Below are 19,277 nucleotides of genomic sequence, written 5' to 3'. Positions count from 1 at the left end.
CGGGTCTCGATCGCCGCCGGCGCGGACGGCCGAGGGCGTCTGACGGCCGGTCTGGAGCGGGCCCGTTTCCCGTCCTCTAGGCGATCCGCGGACGCGGGCCTCCCCGTGTGCCCCTGATCTCTTGGGGAGGCTCGGCACGGCCTCCGCCCGTCGCTCGTTCCTACGGTCGGCGAGGCGCCGGGCATCCGAACAGGGTCCTCGTCTCCGCGTTCGACCTTCTCTCCGCCGTCGCTCTCCCCCGATGCTCCGCTCCGTCCCCGTTCTCCTCCTCGCCCTCGTCCTCACCGCGTGCGACACGACGGGCAACCTGGTCGGCCCCGGTGACGGGTTCGACCCGTCGGCTGTCGACTACGACGCAGTCTCCTCCCTCGACTACGACGAGTACGTCCGCCCGCTCCTGGCGGCCCGCGCCGTGCTCGGCTCGTCCAACCCCGACGACTACGACGTGATGGACGTCGTGATGGCCGGCCCGAGCGGCTTCGTGGTCCCGTTCGACAGCGAGGGGAGCCTGATGCTCCGGTTCGTCCGCGACCTGCCGGACACGGCCGAGATCCCGTTCCCGGCCCTCCGCGACCTGGAGGACGACGAGGCCCGCTACCTCGCGCGGTGGATCGAGGCGGGCGCCCGCGACGGCGACACGATCCCGTTCGCCGACGCGCACCACGTCCTCGCGGCCGGCGTCCAAGCCGAGAACCACGTCGCCCTCGTCGACGCCGAGACGCTCCGTCTCATCCGGCGGATCGACTTCGACGATCTCGGGATCGAGAGCTACCCGTACGGCCCGCACCACTTCGCCTTCGAGCCCGACGGGAGCGCGATGTACGTCTCGCTCGTGTCGGCCGGCGTCGTGGCGAAGGTGTCGCTCGACCTGACGCTCGACCCCTCGGACCCGGCGGCCCTGCTTGGCCGGACCGAGGATCGGTTCGCCACCCCGGGGATGCTGGCGCTCGACCCGTCCACGAGCCGCCTGTTCGTTGGCCGCTCGACGCTCTCCGACCCGCTCGAGACGGGGTTTGGCATCCTCGACCGCGAGACGATGGACATGGAGGTCGTCGCCACGCCGTTCAACGTGCCGCACGCGATGGCCGCGACGCCTGACGGGCGCTATGCCATCACGGCGGAACTGACCGGCACGCAGGCCGAGAGCCGCGCGCTCGTCTACGACGCCGAGACCGGCGACATCTCGATCGTGCCGATCCCGGCCGACGGGGCGCCGCGCGAGTTCATCCACTTCAGCATTTTGGGCGCCCACCACATGGGCGGGGGGATGGACCACGGGGACCACACGATGGGCGGCGAGATGGACGCCGACGCGAGCGGCTCCGACCACGGGGGCATGGCGGAGGGCGCCGCCGGCTACCCGTACACCGTGACGCTCACCTCGCGCTCGACCGACGAGGTCCTGTTCTTCGAGCTGTCAGAGGACGGCGACCTCACGTTCACCGACGCCTACCCGGCGGGCGACGGGCCGTACCACGCCCACGCCAACCACGACGGGTCCTCGATCCTCATCCCGGACCAGCGCGGCGACGCCGTGTCGATCCTCGACGCCGACACGCGCGCCCTCGTGCGGACCGTCGAGGCCCCGCCGCTCAGCCAGCCGCACAGCCCGGCGCCAGCGTTCGACGGCTCCCGCTTTTTCGTGACGTCGTCGAACCTCAATGGCGGGTGGACGCCTGACTTCCTGTTTCTCGACGCCGACGGCCAGCCGCAGGGCGCTGAGGCGTTCGGCAACCTCGCCGCGTTCTCGCCGACCGGCGAGCTGCTCGGCGTGGTCCAGCTCGGCACGTACCCGTCCGGCCTCGAGCCCGTGATGCTCCACGGCGGGATGTCCCACGACGAGATGGACCACTCGGAGACGGACCCCTCCGGCATGGACCACTCGAACCACTAGCCGACCCTGCCCGCCTCGGCGTCGAGGCAGGCACTCCTGGCACGTCCGGCGGCGCTCGGCCGTCGGGGCCGCCGCCTTCGATACTCCCTCCGCATCGTGCGCACGTTCCTCCTCCTCGCCGCCGTCGCCAGCGCCCCGCTGGCGGCGCAGACGTTCACCCGTGAGGCCTCCCCGTTCCCCGTCACTGCCGACGGCGTCGAGGTGCCGCACCCGTTCGTCGGCGGCTTCTTCGAGCCCCGTCCGGCGCTCGTCGACATCGACGCGGACGGCGACGCGGACCTGATCCTCAACGTCGGCGGGTCGGGGCTCCAGTTCTTTGAGCGAGAGGGCGACGACTGGATCTGGCGGACCGATCGGCTCGGCGGGATCGAGCCCGGAAACTGGTCCACGTTCGGCGACCTCGACGGCGACGGCGACCTCGACCTCCTCGCGCGCGGCCAGCCCGGCCGCGTCCGCTACTGGCGGAACGTCGGGACGGCGCAGGAGCCCGCGTTCGAGGTCGGCGCCGACCCGCTCCGCGACGCCGACGGCGAGCCGGTCAACGTGGAGGACTCCTCGATCCCGGCCCTCGCCGACCTCGACGGCGACGGGGACCCTGACCTCTACGCCGGCAAAGCGGACATCGGGACGATCACGCAGTACGTCCACGAGGGCGTCGATGACGACGGCGTGCCGGTCTTCCGGTTCGTGACCGATCGGTTTCAGGACATCGTGATCTACGAGGAGAACCCGCAGTGCCGCTCGGCCGCCGGCCGCGCGGCGCCGAACCTGCCGGGCGGGCGGGGGACGATGCACGGGGCCAACGCCATCGCCATCGAGGACCTCACGGGCGACGGCGCCCCGGAGCTGTTCTGGGGTGACTTCTTCGCGCCGAGCCTGTTCTACTTCCTCAACGAGGGGACCCCGGCCGACCCGCAACTTGCACTCGCGTCGGAGCGGTTTCCCGTGGGCCAGCCGCTCACGTCGGGCGGCTACAACGCGCCGACCTACGGGGATACCGACCGCGACGGCGACTCGGACCTCGTCGTCGGCGTCCAGCGTGGGTTGTGCTTCCAGTCGCAGACGGCCGTCTCGAACCTCATCTACTTCGAGAACGCCGGGACCTCCGAGGCGCCCGACCTCCGGGTCCAGACCGACCGGCTGATCGAGTCGCTCGACCTCGGCTCCCGCTCGACGGCCGCGCTCGTGGACCTCGAGAACGACGGCGACCTCGACCTCGTGCTCGCGAACGAGACCGATCCCGACGACACGTCGCGTGCCAACCTCGTCCGGTACGAGAACGTCGGGACGGCCTCGGCCCCGGCCCTCGAGCGGGCCGACGACGACTGGCTGGAGCTCGCCTACGACTACGGCGCCTACGCCCCGGCCTTCGGGGACCTCGACGGCGACGGCGACCTCGACCTCCTTGTCGGCGGGTTCAACGGCCGGTTCGCGCTCCTCGAGAACACGGGCTCGACGTTCGAGGTCGTGGACGAGCGGTTCCAGAACGTCGACGTCGGCCAGTACGCCCGCGGCACGCTTGGCGACCTCGACGGCGATGGCGACCTCGACCTGATCGGCGGGGCATCGAGTGGGCGGATCCGCCTCTACCGGAATGTCGGCTCCGGGTCGGAGGTCGTGTTCCAGACCGAGAGCAACGGGACCCCCGTCGCCGAGGACGCGGCGTTCCAGCTCGAGATCGGCCTCCCGGATCGCGTCGACGCCGACACGGCGCCCGCGCTCGGCGACCTCGACGGCGACGGCGACCTCGACCTTCTCCTCGGTACGGCCAGCGGTGAGCTGCTCGTGTACCAGAACGTCGGGTCCACATCCGCCCCGCGGTTCCAGCCCGCCGAGCCGATCCCCTCCGGGCGCCGGCGGACGACGCCGGCTCTGGGCGACCTCGACGGTGACGGACGGCCCGAGATCGTGGCGGGCACGTCGTCCGGCGGGTTCCTGTTCTGGCGCGCGTCGCAGGGCACGTGGCGCGAACCGGCGCCCGAGACCGATCTCGGCTTCCGCGTCGTGCCGAACCCGTCGACCGACTCCGTCGCTTTCCGTGCCGAGGCGGGTCGGGGCGAGGTGGTCGTGTTCGACGCGACGGGGCGCCGCGTGACGCGCGTCGCGCTGGCCGGCGGCGTCGGTGAGTGGGACGGCCGCGGCGCGGACGGGCACCGCGCGGCGTCGGGCGTCTACCTCGCTCGGTTCGACACGCCCGACGGCAGCGGGACCGTCTCGTTCACGCGCGTCCGCTGACGCGGGCTACACCGTTTGCGGCGGGGGCGGCGGATTGTCGCGCTTGACGGACTCCGTGCGCCGGGCGACCTCGTCGGCCAGCCGCTGCATCTCGTCGGCCTCGGTGGCTGCCGGGCGGGGGCTGCGGGGGGGCGGCGCGGGGTCGGCCTCGTTGAGGTGCCCGACGGCCTTGGTCCGCTCGGCCGACGTCTTGCCCAGCTCCTTCTCGATCTTCCGGGCCCGCATCGAGGCACCGAGGCGGCCGGGGAGCGCGGAGAGGTACCCCAGCAGAAGGCCGGCCCCGAACCACCCGGCGATCATCCAGAGGACCGGGCCGGTCCAGTCGGCGTCGACGAACGGCAGCGCGAGGCGGACCTCGTTGGTCAGGTTCGCGTCCTGCGTGGCGAGGAGGACGCCGAGGACGACCACGAAGAACAGGAGGACGAGCAGGAAGCGCATTGGGACGTGGGCCGGGGTGAGGGTCGGCAGTCTACGTCGCCTCCCCCCCTCAGGTTTGACCCCGCCTCCTCCAGCGTCCAGACGGCCTACTCCTCGCCGATCGCAGGCGGCGCGCCGGGCGGCGGCGTGTAGTAGAACCGCTCGTGGACGACCTTCCCGTCCTCACAGCGCTGGACGGTGACTTCCTCCATCCGAAACCGCCGGCCGTCCGTGAACTCGATGTCGTTGGAGGTCTCGACGAACACGACGCCCGTGCCGGGGCCGGTCTCGTAGGCCGTAATGAACGGGCTGGGTCGCTACGCACCGGGTGTCGCGGCGCCGATTCGGATCCCCGCGCGGGGCCGCCGAGTGCTGGTCGTCCAACTGATTGATCTCCCGGTGCGACCGTTCCTTCTGCTCCTCGCCCTCGCGCTAGCCGCCTGCTCTAGCGACCGCCAGCCGGTCGGCGCGAGCGTGTCCGTCGCCGAGGCGATGTCGGGGGATACGACCGGGTACGCCCGCGCCGACGCCGTCCGCGACTTCGTCTTCCCCGCGGACCACGGCCCGCACCCGGCGTTCAAGGCCGAGTGGTGGTACGTGACGGGCAACGTCCGCGCGACGGACGGGACCGACCGGCGGTTCGGGATCCAGTTCACCGTCTTCCGCTCGGCCCTCACGCCCGACTCGTCCGCTTCGGCGCGGCCGTCGGGGTGGGCGTCGACCCAGCTCTACATGGCCCACGTCGGGATCGGCGACGTCGGGGCCGAGCGGTTCTACGACGCCGAGCGGTTCGCGCGGGGCGGCGCCGGGCTGGCGGGCGCCACGGCCGAACCGGTCGAGGCCTTCCTCGGGCCGGTCCGCCTCGTGCAGGCGAGCCCCGAGGCGGGCGGGGCCGTCCCGCTCCGCATCACCGGGGAGGCCGACGGGGCCGCGTTCGACCTCGTGGCCCGCCCGATCAAGCCGGTCGTGCTCCAGGGCGACCGCGGGCTCAGCCAGAAGGGCGCCGGCCCGGGCAACGCGAGCTACTACTACGCCCAGACGCGGATGGCGACCGAGGGGACGGTCACGCTCACGAGCGGCGAGACCGTCCCGGTCGAGGGCCTGACATGGCTCGACCGCGAGTGGTCGACCTCGGCGCTCGGGCCCAATCAGGTCGGGTGGGACTGGTTCGCGCTCCACCTCGACGACGGCCGGGACCTCATGCTCTATCAGCTCCGCCAGTCCGACGGGACGAAGGATCCGCTCTCGGAGGGCTCGCTCGTCGCGCCTGACGGCGCCAAGACCCGCCTCGACGCGGGAGAGTTCGTGCTGGAGCCGCTGGCGACGTGGGAGAGCCCGGCCGGGGGCACGTATCCGACGCGCTGGCGCGTCCGGGTCCCGAGCGCGGGCCTCGACCTGCAGGTCGTCGCGGCGTTCGAGGCGCAGGAGCTCGACGCGACGATCCGCTACTGGGAGGGCGCCGTCGACGTGACCGGAACGGCCCAGGGCGTCGGCTTCTTGGAGATGACGGGGTACGCCGACGGGCTCGAGGGCAGCGCCCGCCCCACGCCCTGACCCGCCACACGGGGCGCCCCCTTTTGGAGACGCCCCGCGATGGACAGAGCCGGGCCGGCGTCAGTGGTGCGACGCCGAGCTCGCCGGCATCTCGCGCGGCATCAGCACGCGGTCGATGGCGTGGATGATGCCGTTCGAGGCTGGCACGTCGGTCGCCACCAGCGCGGCGTCGTCGACGCGGACGCCGAGGGAGAGCGACTGGCCGTTGACGGTTTCGAGCTCGTCCAGGTCCGCGATGTCCGCGGCGGCGTAGCGGCCAGGCACGACGTGGTACGTGAGGATGGCCGTGAGCTGGGCGCGGTTCTCGGGCTGGAGGAGCGTTTCGATGGTGTCGCTCCCGAGGCGAGCGAAGGCAGCGTCGGTGGGCGCGAAGACCGTGAAGGGGCCGTCGCCCTGGAGCGTCTCGACGAGACCGGCGGCCTGCACGGCCGCGACGAGCGTCTCGAAGTCGCTGTTCGACGAGGCGACCTGGACGATGTCACTGTGGCTCTGGGCGGAGGCCGCGAGCGGCAGCGACAGGAGGACGAGGAGGGGGAGGAGTCGGCGCATGAGGGGAGGGCGCTGGTGAGCAGAGACCGGGTGATCCGGCGTGGAGGCTCAACGGCTGGTTTGCCGCCCGGAGGTCCGCCGAATCGGCGGGCGGAGGGGAGAGGCTGCCAGCCGGTGGACACGTCCGCTGAGCCGGGAGGGCGGGGAGCACGGTCGGGGGACGGCGGCCGTTATCTTGCGGCTGTCTGATCCCGACCCCATGGCCTCCCGCAAATCGCGCCGCTCCACGTCGACCTCGCCCACCACGCGGGGCGTCACGACGATGCCGTTCGACCGGCAGAACTACCGGCTGCTCCTCGGCGCCGTCGGGCTCATCGTGCTCGGCTACGTGATCATGCTGGTCGACAACGCGACGAACCCGAACCCGGTCGACAGCGCGCTCTCGCTCGTCGTCGCACCCTTGCTCCTGCTGGGGGGCTACCTGGGCGTGGCGGCTTCGGTCCTGTGGGGCGTGCCGAAAGACGTCGACCCCGCGGCCCCGCCGCCGTCCGAGGCGCCCGCCGAGGCGGTGTAGCGATGCGCCGTGGCGCGCTCCTCCTCGCCCTCGTGGTCAGCGCCTGCGGCGGCGACCGTCCCCAGGGCGTCGAGGTGACGGAGGCCCCGCCTGAGTCCGAACTCCGCACGGGGCCGAGCCGGCCGGTCCCACTCGATACGGTTTACGCCGACTCCGGCCTGTTCGCCGACCCGAGCCTCCGGCCCGACAGCCTCCGGGCCGACTCGCTCCGCCGGGACAGCCTCCGGCAGGACTCGCTTCGCCGGGCACAGGCGGCCCGGCCCGACTTCCGCACGTTCTGGCCCGACTTCCGCCGCGCCGTCCAGTCCGGACCGGACGCCGTCGCGGCGCTCACGGCGTTTTCCGCGTCGTTGTCGCGCGACGACTTCGATGCCGCGCTCTACCCTGGTGTGTTCGAGGAGGGGCCGTTCCGCGACGGCGTCCTCGACCTCACGGCCCGCGACTTCCGACGGGACGGCCCGCGCCGGGTCGTGACCGTCACCGTCGGCTACGGCGCCGACGGTGACGTCGTGCCCGAGGACGAGGCCGTCACCGAGTCGGCCGCCGTCCTCACGTTCGACGTGGTCGGCGGCGCGTATCGGCTGGTGCGGATCGACCTCGCCGGCTGACTCCGTCCGCCTCGGCGCCGAGGCGAGGCTACTCGTAGAGACGGTAGGGCTCGGCGCGCTCGGCAAAGGCCTCGGCCTCGGCCTCCCAGGCCGCCGCGATCGAGTCGGGCGACGTGCCGTCGGTGAGCATCCGGCGGAGGCGATCGGTGCCGGCCAGCTTGGCCAGCCAGTCGGCCTTGACGTAGTCGCGCCGGTCGTTGCCCTCGGCCTGCGCGTAGACGCCCGCGACGACCCAGACGCCCGTCGCGACGGGCCGGAACGCGGCGGGGTCGGTGACGGTGAGGCGGACGCCGCTGATCGCGCGGCCCTCCCACTTCGGGTTCGTCCCCTGGCCGGGCAGGTCGACCGGCGTGAACGTTGCGGGCTCGAACCGGACGCCGGGGAGGCCCGCCTCGGTGAGCGACTGGGCGAGGGCGTCGGCGTCGACCCAGGGCGCGCCGACGTGCGTGAACGGGACCCGCGTGCCGCGGCCCTCGCTGGCGGTCGTCCCCTCGAAGAAGGCCGTTCCTGGATAGACGCGGGCCGTCTCGACGTCCGGCACGTTGGGCGACGGGGGGATCCACGGCAGGCCGGTGTCCTCCCACGGCATCCCGCGCCGGTACGCTTCCATCTCGACCACGCGGAGGTCGAGGCCTTCCAGCCCGTCGAGCCAGCCCTCGCCTGTGATCATCCGCGCCAGCTCCCCGACGGTCAGCCCGTGCGTCACGGGGACCGGGTAGAGGCCGACGAATGACTCGTGCCGGGGCTCCATCCCGAAGCCCTCGACCCGGTCGCCGATGGGGTTGGGCCGGTCGAGCACGACGAAGGGGATGCCGGCTTCGGCCGCGGCCTGCATGGCGTAGCCCATCGTCGAGATGTAGGTGTAGAACCGGGCCCCGACGTCCTGCATGTCGAACACGAGCGCGTCGAGCCCTCGGAGCTGGGCCTGCGTCGGTTTCTTCGAGGCGCCGTAGAGGCTGTGGACCGGCGCGCCGGTCGTCGCGTCGCGTCCGCCGGAGACGCCCGCGCCCGCCTCGGCGTCGCCGCGGATCCCGTGCTCGGGGCCGAAGAGCGCGCCGACGATCACGTTGGGCGCCTCGTGGAGCCGGTCGATGAGGTGGCCCGGCCCGCCGTCGGCCGTGTCGACGCGCGCCGTGTGGTTGGTGACGAGCCCGACCCGCATCCCGTCGAGCGGCCGGAACCGCTCGTTCACCAGCCGCTGGGCGCCGGTGACGACAGCGGGGCCGTCGGAGGAACGGGGGACGGGGGAGGGGGAATGGGACGCCTCGGGGGCGTCGGCGCAGGCTGCCAGGGTGGTGAGCAGAAGGAGCGCTAGCGTCATCGAACTGTGGCGGGTGGGGGGCATCGGGTAGGTAACCCCACATGCCTCATCCCTCATGCCCGATTCCTTACGAACGCAGCCGCGCCGTGTAGCGGACGGTTTCCGTCTCGTCCGGGCCGAGCGTCACGGTGAACTGGGCCGTGCGCGCGTCGAGGCGCTCGTGCTCGTGGGTCGAATCTGTGATCGTCCACTCGCCCCAGAACACGCGCTCGACGACGTCGACGGTGGTCGCCGTCTCCTTCCGGTTGCGGACCTCGACTTCGACGGTGATCTCGCGCGTGTAGTCGTTGATTCGCCGGTTTTCGATCTCGCGCCGCGTCCCGACGACGTCGAACGCGTCGCCGACGTAGAGGCGGACCGTCTCGTTGCGCGGGGTGTGGTCGATGCTGTCCTCGCCGAGGAACTGGAGGTTGCCCCGGCTGTCGGCCTTGTACACGCGAACGATGCCAGCCGGGAGCGGCATCCCCATGTTGTTCGTCTCGGCGTTCTCGAGTTCGAGGACGACGGCCGCGCTCATCTCGTCGCCGACGGCGCCGGGGCGACGCGGGCGGTAGAACGGGAAGTACTGGCCCGTCCCGTCGAAGATGAGCCGGCGCCCGACGCCGACGTCGGCCGCGGAGAGGAGCTCGAGCTGCTTCGTCTCGCGCTCCTCGATGGTCGTCGGCTCGGGGAACGTGTAGAGGTGGTACTCGAAGAACGCCTCCTGCTGCGGCGGGGCCGGCGCGGCGCGTGCCATGGCGACCTCGGCCACGGCCTGGTCGTACATCGGCTGCGGCCGGTTCGGGGAGACCCGCCGGACGTCGCCCGCGATAAGCTGGAGCGCGGCCTCGGGGTACGACGCGCCCGAGTTGTTCTGGAGCGTGACCCAGCCGGTCACGTCGACCCGCGTCTCGGCCTCGTTGACGACGGCGACGTAGTCGGCCTTCCAGGTCATCCCGTTCGTGAGGTAGCGGGCCTCGACGCGGTGCTCGCCCGCGCGCTCGGTCGCCAGCCGCCACAGGAGCGACGGGCGCGACAGCAACCCCTCCGGCCGCGTCAGCAGCTCGATCGTGCCCTCGGGGTTGACGAGCACGCGGCCGTCGTCGAGCTCGATGATCCGGCCCTGGCCGGGCTGACTGATGAGCACGCCCTCCTCCACGATCGTCCGCTCGCCGACCTGGCGAACGAGCCGGACGCGCTGCCCGACGGCCGCGTCGAGCACCGAGTTCGTCCCGATCAGGTTGTACTGGTAGTTCTGCTCGAGGACGGAGAGCGAGCCCGGCGCCGTGAGCGAGACGAGCGAGAGGCTCGTCGGGTCGATCTGGGCCGGGACGCCCTCGAACCGGAGCGCCTGCACGCCGCGCCGGAGCACGAGCGGCCGGACCTCGCGGACGACCGCGAACCCGCCGTTGTAGACGGTCAGCGAGACGGCCTCGCGGCTCTCGGGCGTCGAGACGGTGGGCGACTGGGCGGCGGCGGGCACGAGGGCGAAGACGGTGGCGAGGAGGAGCAGACGCATGGGGGACGGGGACGTTCGGAGAGAAGACACGCGACGCCCTCAGCCGTCGCTCACTGGCGCATCGTAACGCCCCGGCCCCGATTGGCGTGCTCGGCCCGCTCCGTGGTGCGCGGGTCCCCCCGCCTCGGCGCCGAGGCGGTCGGGCTCGCGGGCGGACCGGCCTACCTTGGTCGCCCCCTCTCCGCACGCCGCATGAAGCCCTTCGCCGCCCGCACCGACGCCCTCCGCCAGTCCGACATCCGGGCCGTGACCTTCGAGGTCAACCGCGTCGGCGGGATCAACCTGGGGCAGGGGATCTGCGACCTCGCCACTCCCGCGCCCATCGTCGAGGCGACCGTCGAGGCGCTCCAGCACGGGTCGCAGATCTACACGGCCTACAACGGGACGAGTGACCTCCGCGAGGCGGTCGCCGAGAAGGCCCGGTCATTCAACGGGATCCCGGTGGAGGGGCCGGAGTCGGTCGTCGTGTCGACGGGGTCGACGGGCGCGTTCCTGGCGACGGTCCTCACCCTCTTCGAGCCGGGCGACGAGGTCGTGCTGTTCGAGCCGTTCTACGGCTACCACGCCGGGATCCTCCGGCTGCAGGGGGTCGAGCCGGTCGCCGTCCCGCTCGCGAAGACCGGGGGCCGCTGGCGGTTCGAGGCCGACCGACTGGCGGCGGCGATCACCGGCCGCACGAAGGCCGTCCTCGTGTGCACGCCGGCCAACCCGTCGGGGAAGGTGTGGGACGAGGGCGAGCTCCGCGCCCTTTACGCCGAGGCGGAGCGGCACGACCTCTGGGTGCTCACCGACGAGATCTACGAGCACATGGTCTACGACGGCCGCCGCCACCTCTCGCCCGCGTCCCTCGACGGCGCGTACGAGCGGACCGTCACGCTCTCGGGCTTCTCCAAGACGTTCAACATGACCGGCTGGCGGCTCGGGTACGCCGTCGCCCCGGTGGCCGTCGCCGAGAAGATCGGGCTCGTCAACGACCTCACGACGATCTGCGCGCCGGCGCCGCTCCAGCACGGGCTCGCCGCCGCGCTCCCGCTGCCCGACGATTACTACGAGCAGATGCTCGCCGACTACACGGTCAAGCGGACGCTGATGGTCGACGCCCTCCGCGCGTGCGGCTTCGAGGCCGACCCGCCCGAGGGTGCCTACTACGTCCTCGCCGGCCTCGGCGAGCGGCTCGGCCAGCCCGGCTTCGAGGACGCCCGGGCCGCGACGACGACCCTCATCGAGACGGCCGGCGTCGCCTGCGTGCCGGGCCCGTCGTTCTTCGCGGACCCGGCCGACGGCGACGGGCACCTCCGGTTCTGCTACGCAAAGGAGCGCCCCGTTCTGGAGGAGGCCTGCGAGCGCCTGGTCGACGCGTTCGGGTAGGCCCGCCTCGGCGCCGAGGCGGGGGCACCGGGGGCGCACGGCGGAGCCCACGCCGAGGCCGTCGTGCCGTACTCTCGTCTCGTTCCGCCACCCGTCCGCCGATGCCTACGACTCGCCGCCGCTTCCTCGCCTCCGCCGGGACCCTCGTGGCCGGGAGCCCGCTCCTCCCGCACACGCTTCACGGGCTCTCCCGGCCGGCCTCCGACCGCCTTCGCATCGGCCTGATCGGCGCGAAGGGGATGGGGTGGACCGACCTCCAGGCACAGCTGGCGGTCGACGCCAACACGGAGCTGGCCTGGCTCTGCGACGTCGACGAGTCCGTGCTCTCGAGCCGGCTCACGGACTACGCCGGGCTCCGGTCGAACACGCCGCGGACCACGGGCGACTACCGTGAGCTCCTCGACTCGTCCGACGTGGACGTCGTCGTGATCGGGACGCCCGACCACTGGCACGCCCGGATGTTCGTCGACGCCGTGGACGCGGGGAAGGACGTGTACGTCGAGAAGCCCATCGCCAACACCGTCGAGGAGTGCCGGGTGATGGTCGCGGCGCAGGAGCGGACGGGCCGCGTGGTCCAGGTCGGCCAGTGGCAGCGCTCGGGCGAGCACTACGCCCGGGCCATCGAGATCGTCCGCTCGGGCGAGCTCGGCCGCATCCGCCTCGTGAAGTGCTGGGCGTACCAGGGCTGGATGAAGCCGGTCCCGCCGCAGCCCGACCAGCCCGCCCCGCCGGGCGTCGACTACGCGATGTGGCTCGGGCCGGCGCCTTCGCGCCCCTTCAACCCCAACCGGTTCCACTTCACCTTCCGCTGGTTCTGGGACTACGCCGGCGGGCTCATGACCGACTGGGGCGTCCACGAGCTCGACATCGCGCTCCTGGCCATGGGCGCCGACGCGCCCCGCTCCGTCATGGCGAGCGGCGGCAAGTTCGCCTACCCCGACGACGCCTCCGAGACGCCGGACACGCTGCAGACGGTGTACGACTTCGGCGACTACTCGCTGCTCTGGGAGCACGCCGTCGGGATCGACCTCGGGCCGGACCGGAAGCCGGAGGGCATCGCGTTCGTCGGCAACGAGGCCACGCTGATCGTGACGCGAGGAGGGTTCGAGGTCGTCCCCGAGCGGGAGTTCGTCGGGTGGGGCCAGGAGGGGCCACAGAAGCGGGCCCCCGAGGTCGGGGGCGTCCCCGAGGGCGTCGACTACGTCCGCGAGCACAACCGGAACTTCCTCCAGTGCGTCCGGGACCGGACCCCAGAGGCGTGCGCGACGCGGATCGACTCGGGCGCCGTGGCCGCCGTCAACGCCCAGCTCGGCAACATCGCCTACAAGACCGGGCGCAAGCTGTACTGGGAGGGCGACGGCATGACCGGCGACTTCCGAGACGACCCGGAGGCCTCGTCGCTCCTCCGCGCCGCCTACCACAACGGGTGGGCCGTCCCGACGGGCTGACCCGTCGAAACCGTTTCGGGACGTTGGCGCCCGGGGCGACCCTCCGAGCGGCCGGGTCAGCGCGCGATCTCGACGCGGCGGCCTTCGCGGAGCGACGTCTTCGCCGCCTCCAGCACGCGGACGACCTCCAGCCCGTCGACGCCGTCGGTCCGCGGGGGACGGTTCTCGCGGATGGCGTCGACGAACTCCTGGCACTCGAGGCGGAGCGGCTCGGCGGCCGGGATGCGAGGGACGGCGATGTCGCCCGTCCGCACCGCGAGGGCCCCGGCGAGGTCCGTCGCGCCCTCGACCGTGTCGACGCCCTTGTCGTACACGCGGACCTTCTCGGCCGGCTCCATGTCGTCGACGACGGCCATCTGGCGGCTCCCGACCCACGTCGTCCGGCGCACCTTGTGGGGGTCGAGCCAGGAGCAGTGGAGGTGGGCCAGCGCGCCGCCGGCATGCTCGACCGTCGCGAACACGACGTCCTCGATGCCCTCCTGCAGGATCGCCCGGCCCTGCGCCGTCACCGCGACGGCGTCGCCCAGGAACGCCCGCGCCACGGCGAGGTCGTGCGGGGCGAGGCTGTCGAACGCGTTCTCCTGCTGGCGGACGACGCCGAGATTGACGCGGACGCTGTAGAGGTAGCGGATGTCGCCGAGCGCGCCCTCCGCCGCGATCTCCTCGACGTGGCGGAACGCCGGGTGGTACCGGAGGAGGTGGCCGACCATCAGCCGCCGGTCGTGCTCCTCGGCCAGCCGGACGAGCCGCTCCGCCTCGTCGACCGTCTGGGCGAGCGGCTTCTCCACGAACACGTGCTTGCCGGCCCGGAGCGCGGCCTCGGCCATCTCGACGTGGAGCGGCGTCTCGGTCGCCACCACGACGGCCTCGACGGTGTCGTCGCCGAGGACGCCGAGGGCGTTGGGGACCGCGCGGGCGCCGGGCGCCAGGCGGGCCGCCTCCGCCAGCGCGGGGTCGGACGGGTCGCAGACGGCGACGACCTCGGCCGCGTCGAGCGCAGCGAAGTTGCGGAGCAGGTTCCGGCCCCAGCGCCCGACCCCAATCTGGCCGACGCGGACGGCGTCGGTGAATGCGAACGAGGACATCTAGGCGGTCACCGGGGCGAGCGACTGGCGGACGGCGTCGGCGACGAACGCGACCTGCTGAGCCGTCAGGTACGGGTGCATGGGGAGCGAGAGGACCTCGCGACAGGCACGGTCGGTCTCGGGGAGGACGGCACCCGTGGTGTAGGGCGGCATCCGGTGGATCGGCTCGGGGTAGTAGATCATCGTCGGCACGCCGCGCGCCTTGAGGTCGGCGGCGAGGTCGTCGCGGAGCTCGGCCGGGACCCGGAGCGTGTACTGGTGGAAGACGTGCCGGGCCTCGGGCACGCGCACGGGCCGGACGACGTCGTCCATGCCGGCGAACGCGCCGTCGTAGAGCGCGGCGGCGGCGCGGCGAGCCTGGGTCCACGCCGGAAGGTGGCGGAGGTGGACCGACAGGATCGACGCCTGGATCGCGTCGAGCCGGCTGTTCACGCCGACGGCCGTGTGGTGGTACTTCTTGGCCGCCCCGTGATTCGCGATCTGGCGGACGCGGTCGGCGAGCTCGGGATCGGTCGTGACGATCGCGCCGCCGTCGCCGAACGCGCCGAGGTTCTTGGACGGGTAGAACGAGAGGCACCCGAGCGCGCCGAGCGTGCCGGCGGGCTGCCCGTTCCACGTCGCCCCGATGGCCTGCGCCATGTCCTCGACGACGGGGATCCCGAGCGGGTCGCAGACCGCCCGGATCGCCGGGACGTCCGCGCACTGGCCGAACAGGTGGACCGGCACGACCGCCTTCGTCCGCGTGCTGAGCGCGGCCTTGAGCTTCGCCGGGTCGAGGTTGAATGTGACCGGGTCGACGTCGACGAACACGGGCGTCGCGCCGAGGAGCGCCGCGGCCTCGGCGGTCGCGACGAACGTGAACGACGGGCAGACGACCTCGTCGCCGGGCCCGACGCCGAGCGCCATCAGCGCGATCTGGAGCGCGTCGGTCCCGTTCCCGACGCCGAGGGCGAACACGTCGGCGTCGCTCCCGAGGCCGGCGAGGTAGGTGGCCAGCTCGGCTTCGAACGCGGCGACGAACGGGCCTCGCACGAACGCGCCCCGGTCGAGCACGGCGGCGATGGCGGCGTCGATCTCGGGGCGGGTGGCCTCGATCTGCGTGCGCAGATCGACCATCTGGAGGTCCATACGGGAGCGGAGGTGGCGTGCCTCGAAGGTAGCCGGCCCCGCCCGGACGGACGGTGAAGCGCCGGGGCGGATCGTCGCCCCCAGACGGTCCGCCTCGAGCCGCCCACCGAGCGAGTCAGCCGCCGTTCTCGCGGAGTTGCTCGGGCACCACGGCCCGCACGTCGCGCGCCGGTACGCCGACGTGCACGCGGCCGGTCGCCGCCGTCCCCGTCAGCACGGCGCCCGCGCCGACGACGGCCTCGCCCTCGACCTCACGCCCCGGCAAGATCACGGCGCCGACGCCGAGGCGGGCGCCCTCGCGGATCGTCGGGCCGGCGAACGCGGCCTTCCGCGCCTCCGTCCGCCCGATGTAGTCGTCGTTGCTCGTGAGCACGCCGGGGGCCACGAACACGTCGTCCTCGACCGTCGAGTAGGCAGTGAGGTAGGCGTTCGTCTCCAGCTTGCACCGCCGGCCGACGCTCGTGTCGTTCTCGATGGCCACCCCGCGCCCGACGATCGTCTCGTCGCCGACCGTCACGCGCTCGCGGACCGTCGCGTAGTCGGCCACGAGGACGCGGTCTCCGAGCGTCGCGCCGCGGTAGACCACGGCGCCCGTCCCGATCATCGTCCGCTCGCCGATGTCCGTGATCGGGAGTTCTGGCCCCGCCGTCGTCGTCGCGCTCCGCGGCGACCGCATCGGCCGCTTCCCAATCACGGCGTGGTCGTCCACGCGGACGCCGGTCCCGAGGCGGGACCCGTCGTGGATCACGACGTGGTGCCCGATCACGGCCCCCGGTCCGACCTCCGCCCCGGCCCCGATCACGCTAAAGTGCCCGACCTCGGCGTCGTCGCCGACGGAGGCGGTGGGGTGGACCTGGGCGGTAGCGGCGACGGGCACGGCGGATCGAAGGCGGGGGAGGGGCGTAGCTTCTCGGCAAGCTACCCCCGCGCCCTCATGCTCCCCCTCCTCGCCCTGCTCGCGCCGACCCTCGAGGGCTACGGCGTCGGCCTCGAGTGGCTCGTCTACGTCAGCCTCCTCGCGCCGATCCTCCTCCTCGTCCTGATCTGGTGGCTCGGCCACCGCCGCATCGTCTGACCCGAGGGTCGAGCGGAACGGACGAGCGCCGCGCCGGGGACGTTCCCAGCGCGGCGCTCGCACGTGATCGCCAGCGGAGGCTTAGCCCTCCGAGTCGAGCTGGCCGATGTAGTGCTGGGCCCAGCCGTGCCACGCCTGGCCTTCCTGGACCGACTCGAAGGCGGCGCGGGCCGCGTCGGCGTTCCCGGCGCCCATGTGGGCGAGGCCGAGCTGGATGTAGACCGCCGACGGGTCGGCCTGGTCCGAGGCCTGCTCGACGGCCGTCTCGGCGTACGGGATGGCGTCGGCGCCGCGCTCCATCGCGTTGAGGGCCTTGGCGTAGAAGAACGCGACCTGGTTCGGGTCGTAGCCGTCCATCCGCGCCTGCTCGAGGAGCGCGTAGGCTTCCGTCGCCTGCTCGAAGGTGATCTCGTTGCCGCCGAGCATCTGCGTGGCCTGATTCACCTTTTCGGCCGTGGCGCCGGCAGCGGCCTGGGCGTCGGCCTCGGCCTGGGCGGCGGCCGCGGCGGCGGCCTGATTCTCGAGGGCCTGGCTGACCTGGGCGACCTGGTTCTCGGCCGTCTGCTTGATGCTGGCGGCGTTCGATGCGTCGGACCGATCGGCGAGCTCGATGGCGAGCTCGTACGCGGCCTGGGCGTCGTTGAGCATCCGCTGGCCGACGAGGGCCTGGGCGCGGCCGAGCGCGGCGGCCGGGTACTCGGGGTCGTAGACGAGCGCCTCGTCGAAGAGCGGGAGCGCCGCGGCGTAGTCGCGGTCGCGGAGGAGGCCGACGCCTTCGTCGTAGAGGCCGCGGGCGCGCTCCGGGTCGAGCTCGATCACGACGACGGTCGTGTCCGACGCCGCGGAGTCGGCGGGGGCGCCGGTGGTGTCGGCCGGCGTCTGGGCCGAGGCCGGCGCGGCCACAGCGAAGGCGGCGAGGGCGAAGAGGGCAATGCGTGTCATCCTAGGGGAGGGTGAGGACGGTAAGGGGGACCGGATGGAAAACTACAGAGGTCGTGCCAGGAAGGGGAACGGCGGCTCAGGGGAGATTCGTGCGCCTCCTATGTCCATCGCGGTGGACGACCGCGTCCGGCCGCGTTCCTAGAAGTTCGGCGCGATCCCGGCCTCCGTGCAGTATCGGTCGACGACGTCGACGGCCTCGGTCGGGTCGTCGGTGAGGACGAAGAGGTCGGGGTCATCGGGGGAGATGAACCCGCCGTCCAAGAGCGTCCCGCGGATCCAGTCGATGAGGCCGGCCCAGTACTCGCTCCCCATCAGGACGACCGGGAACCGCGCGGTCTTGCGCGTCTGGATCAGCGTCAGGCTCTCGAACAGTTCGTCCATCGTCCCGAATCCGCCGGGCAGCACGATGTAGCCCTGGGCGTACTTGACGAACATCGTCTTGCGGACGAAGAAGAACTCAAACGTGAGGTCGTGGTCGGCGTCGACGTACGGGTTGACGTGCTGCTCGTGGGGGAGCGCGATGTTGAGCCCGACGGACACACCGCCGGCTTTCCTGGCGCCCTCGTTGGCCGCCTGCATGATCCCGGGCCCGCCGCCTGTGATGACGGCGTAGCCGCGTTGCGCGAGCTCACGGCCGACGGCCACGCCGAGCTCGTACTGGGGCGTGCCCTCCGGCGTGCGCGCCGAGCCAAAGACGGAGACGCTGGGGCCCACGGTCCCGAGCCGCTCGTAGCCCTCAACGAACTCGCTCATGATCCGGAAGATGCGCCAGGTGTCCTGGATCCGCTGGTTCTGCCACCGGGCCACGTCTTCGGGCGACATGGGGCGGTCGGCGGCGTACGGGGTCTCGACGCGGGGGGAGTCGGGCATCGGGGCGGGGGAGAACGGGGGCGGCCCCCGACGCCGAAGCATCGGGGGCCGCGAAGCTAGCGACGGGAGGCCAGAGGCCGCCCGAGGCGGGCCGGGCTAGTTGTACTGGCTCTGGACGTTCTGCCGGTACTGCTCGCTCGGGTAGATGGCGATCTCGACCCGCCGGTTCTGCGGCGACTCGCCCGGGATGCCAGCCAGCGGCTCGGACTCGCCGCGGCCGTAGGCCTCGAGGCGATAGGCCGAGACGCCCTGACCCACGAGGAAGTCCTCGACGGCGCGCGCGCGGCGCTCCGAGAGGCTCTGGTTGGTGGCCGTCGACCCGTCGGTCGAGGCGTGGCCGACGATCACGGCGTCGTGGTCCGGGTAGTTGCGGAGGCTCGACGAGAGGTCGCGGAGGTCGGCCTGGACGCCGGGCCGGAGGGTGGCCTGGCCGAGGTCGAACAGGAGCGCGTTGTCGAACCGGATCGCGATGCCGGCGGTCTCGCCGTCCTCGCCCGGGACGGGCGTGACGGTGGCGTTCTCGAGCTCGTCGTCGAGCTCCTCAGCCTGCTTGTCCATCTGACGACCGATGACGGCGCCGGCGGTGCCGCCGACGGCCGCGCCGATGATGGCGCCGCGGGCGGTCGAGCCGGTCGCCCGGCCGATGACGCCGCCGACGACGGCGCCGGTGCCGGCGCCGATGGCCGCGCCACGGCCGGTGTTCGAGCAGCCGGTCGTGCCGAGCCCGAAGACGAGCATCAGCCCGAGGGCCAGGGAGTAACGAAGGGTAGA

At 72.6% G+C, this 19,277-nt stretch carries 19 protein-coding genes; 8 read left to right on the top strand and 11 right to left on the bottom strand.

The window, feature by feature from the left end; genetic code table 11:
* Positions 1-241: 241 nt before the first annotated feature.
* A complete protein-coding gene (locus BSZ37_RS14585) occupies positions 242-1,894 on the top strand; it encodes a hypothetical protein (RefSeq protein WP_095511260.1) in 1,653 nt (550 codons plus the stop codon).
* A gap of 96 nt (positions 1,895-1,990) precedes the next feature.
* A complete protein-coding gene (locus BSZ37_RS14580; RefSeq protein WP_095511259.1) occupies positions 1,991-4,129 on the top strand; it encodes an FG-GAP-like repeat-containing protein in 2,139 nt (712 codons plus the stop codon).
* A 6-nt stretch (positions 4,130-4,135) separates the two neighbouring features.
* On the opposite strand, the gene BSZ37_RS14575 is transcribed toward BSZ37_RS14580, so the two are convergent.
* The gene (locus tag BSZ37_RS14575) at positions 4,136-4,567 is read right to left on the bottom strand and encodes a LapA family protein (protein WP_095511258.1); all 432 of its coding nucleotides are present in this window, start codon (positions 4,565-4,567) and stop codon (positions 4,136-4,138) included.
* Between the two features lie 86 nt (positions 4,568-4,653).
* The gene (locus tag BSZ37_RS21605) at positions 4,654-4,812 is read right to left on the bottom strand and encodes a nuclear transport factor 2 family protein (protein WP_143537675.1); all 159 of its coding nucleotides are present in this window, start codon (positions 4,810-4,812) and stop codon (positions 4,654-4,656) included.
* A gap of 133 nt (positions 4,813-4,945) precedes the next feature.
* Between BSZ37_RS21605 and BSZ37_RS14570 the strand changes: the two genes are divergently transcribed.
* Positions 4,946-6,100: a lipocalin-like domain-containing protein gene (locus BSZ37_RS14570; RefSeq protein WP_218830512.1), complete on the top strand. Its 1,155-nt coding sequence runs from the start codon at positions 4,946-4,948 to the stop codon at positions 6,098-6,100.
* Between the two features lie 60 nt (positions 6,101-6,160).
* On the opposite strand, the gene BSZ37_RS14565 is transcribed toward BSZ37_RS14570, so the two are convergent.
* A complete protein-coding gene (locus BSZ37_RS14565; RefSeq protein WP_095511256.1) occupies positions 6,161-6,649 on the bottom strand; it encodes a fasciclin domain-containing protein in 489 nt (162 codons plus the stop codon).
* A 199-nt stretch (positions 6,650-6,848) separates the two neighbouring features.
* Here BSZ37_RS14565 and BSZ37_RS14560 point away from each other — a divergent pair, with 199 nt between their 5' ends.
* Both BSZ37_RS14560 and BSZ37_RS14555 read left to right on the top strand, forming a co-directional pair.
* Entirely contained in the window at positions 6,849-7,163 is a 315-nt protein-coding gene (locus tag BSZ37_RS14560) for a DUF3098 domain-containing protein (RefSeq protein ID WP_095511255.1), read from the top strand.
* A 2-nt stretch (positions 7,164-7,165) separates the two neighbouring features.
* Entirely contained in the window at positions 7,166-7,771 is a 606-nt protein-coding gene (locus tag BSZ37_RS14555) for a hypothetical protein (RefSeq protein ID WP_095511254.1), read from the top strand.
* A gap of 28 nt (positions 7,772-7,799) precedes the next feature.
* On the opposite strand, the gene BSZ37_RS14550 is transcribed toward BSZ37_RS14555, so the two are convergent.
* A complete protein-coding gene (locus tag BSZ37_RS14550; protein WP_143537674.1) occupies positions 7,800-9,092 on the bottom strand; it encodes an exo-beta-N-acetylmuramidase NamZ family protein in 1,293 nt (430 codons plus the stop codon).
* A 67-nt stretch (positions 9,093-9,159) separates the two neighbouring features.
* Entirely contained in the window at positions 9,160-10,590 is a 1,431-nt protein-coding gene (locus BSZ37_RS14545; RefSeq protein ID WP_095511252.1) for a DUF4139 domain-containing protein, read from the bottom strand.
* 192 nt (positions 10,591-10,782) lie between these two features.
* Here BSZ37_RS14545 and BSZ37_RS14540 point away from each other — a divergent pair, with 192 nt between their 5' ends.
* Both BSZ37_RS14540 and BSZ37_RS14535 read left to right on the top strand, forming a co-directional pair.
* Positions 10,783-11,958, top strand: coding sequence for a pyridoxal phosphate-dependent aminotransferase (locus BSZ37_RS14540; protein ID WP_095511251.1), 1,176 nt, complete (start codon positions 10,783-10,785; stop codon positions 11,956-11,958).
* Positions 11,959-12,059: 101 nt separating this feature from the next.
* Positions 12,060-13,406: a Gfo/Idh/MocA family protein gene (locus tag BSZ37_RS14535; RefSeq protein WP_095511250.1), complete on the top strand. Its 1,347-nt coding sequence runs from the start codon at positions 12,060-12,062 to the stop codon at positions 13,404-13,406.
* 56 nt (positions 13,407-13,462) lie between these two features.
* Here BSZ37_RS14535 and BSZ37_RS14530 read toward each other — a convergent pair whose 3' ends face one another.
* The 3 genes from BSZ37_RS14530 to BSZ37_RS14520 all read right to left on the bottom strand — a co-directional run bounded on the left by BSZ37_RS14530 (position 13,463) and on the right by BSZ37_RS14520 (position 16,496).
* A complete protein-coding gene (locus tag BSZ37_RS14530; protein WP_095511249.1) occupies positions 13,463-14,491 on the bottom strand; it encodes a Gfo/Idh/MocA family protein in 1,029 nt (342 codons plus the stop codon).
* Positions 14,492-15,619 (bottom strand): DegT/DnrJ/EryC1/StrS family aminotransferase, encoded by a 1,128-nt coding sequence (locus BSZ37_RS14525; RefSeq protein ID WP_095511248.1) that lies wholly within the window; start codon positions 15,617-15,619, stop codon positions 14,492-14,494.
* A 115-nt stretch (positions 15,620-15,734) separates the two neighbouring features.
* On the bottom strand, positions 15,735-16,496 hold the full coding sequence (locus tag BSZ37_RS14520; protein WP_095511247.1) for an acyltransferase: 762 nt from the start codon (positions 16,494-16,496) through the stop codon (positions 15,735-15,737).
* A gap of 57 nt (positions 16,497-16,553) precedes the next feature.
* On the opposite strand from BSZ37_RS14520, the gene BSZ37_RS22110 reads away from it, so the two are divergent.
* Positions 16,554-16,694, top strand: a complete 141-nt coding sequence (locus BSZ37_RS22110) for a hypothetical protein (RefSeq protein WP_179299659.1) — start codon at positions 16,554-16,556, stop codon at positions 16,692-16,694.
* Between the two features lie 81 nt (positions 16,695-16,775).
* Here BSZ37_RS22110 and BSZ37_RS14515 read toward each other — a convergent pair whose 3' ends face one another.
* From BSZ37_RS14515 to BSZ37_RS14505, 3 genes are all read right to left on the bottom strand, one after another.
* Entirely contained in the window at positions 16,776-17,636 is an 861-nt protein-coding gene (locus BSZ37_RS14515; RefSeq protein ID WP_095511246.1) for a tetratricopeptide repeat protein, read from the bottom strand.
* 138 nt (positions 17,637-17,774) lie between these two features.
* Positions 17,775-18,458, bottom strand: a complete 684-nt coding sequence (locus BSZ37_RS14510; protein WP_342761218.1) for an LOG family protein — start codon at positions 18,456-18,458, stop codon at positions 17,775-17,777.
* A gap of 144 nt (positions 18,459-18,602) precedes the next feature.
* Positions 18,603-19,277: YiaD family glycine zipper/OmpA-like lipoprotein (locus BSZ37_RS14505; protein ID WP_218830511.1), on the bottom strand; the 675-nt coding region annotated here is incomplete at its 5' end.

The organism is Rubrivirga marina (assembly GCF_002283365.1).
GTDB lineage: Bacteria > Bacteroidota > Rhodothermia > Rhodothermales > Rubricoccaceae > Rubrivirga > Rubrivirga marina.
This window is presented reverse-complemented; position numbering and strand designations above follow the sequence as displayed.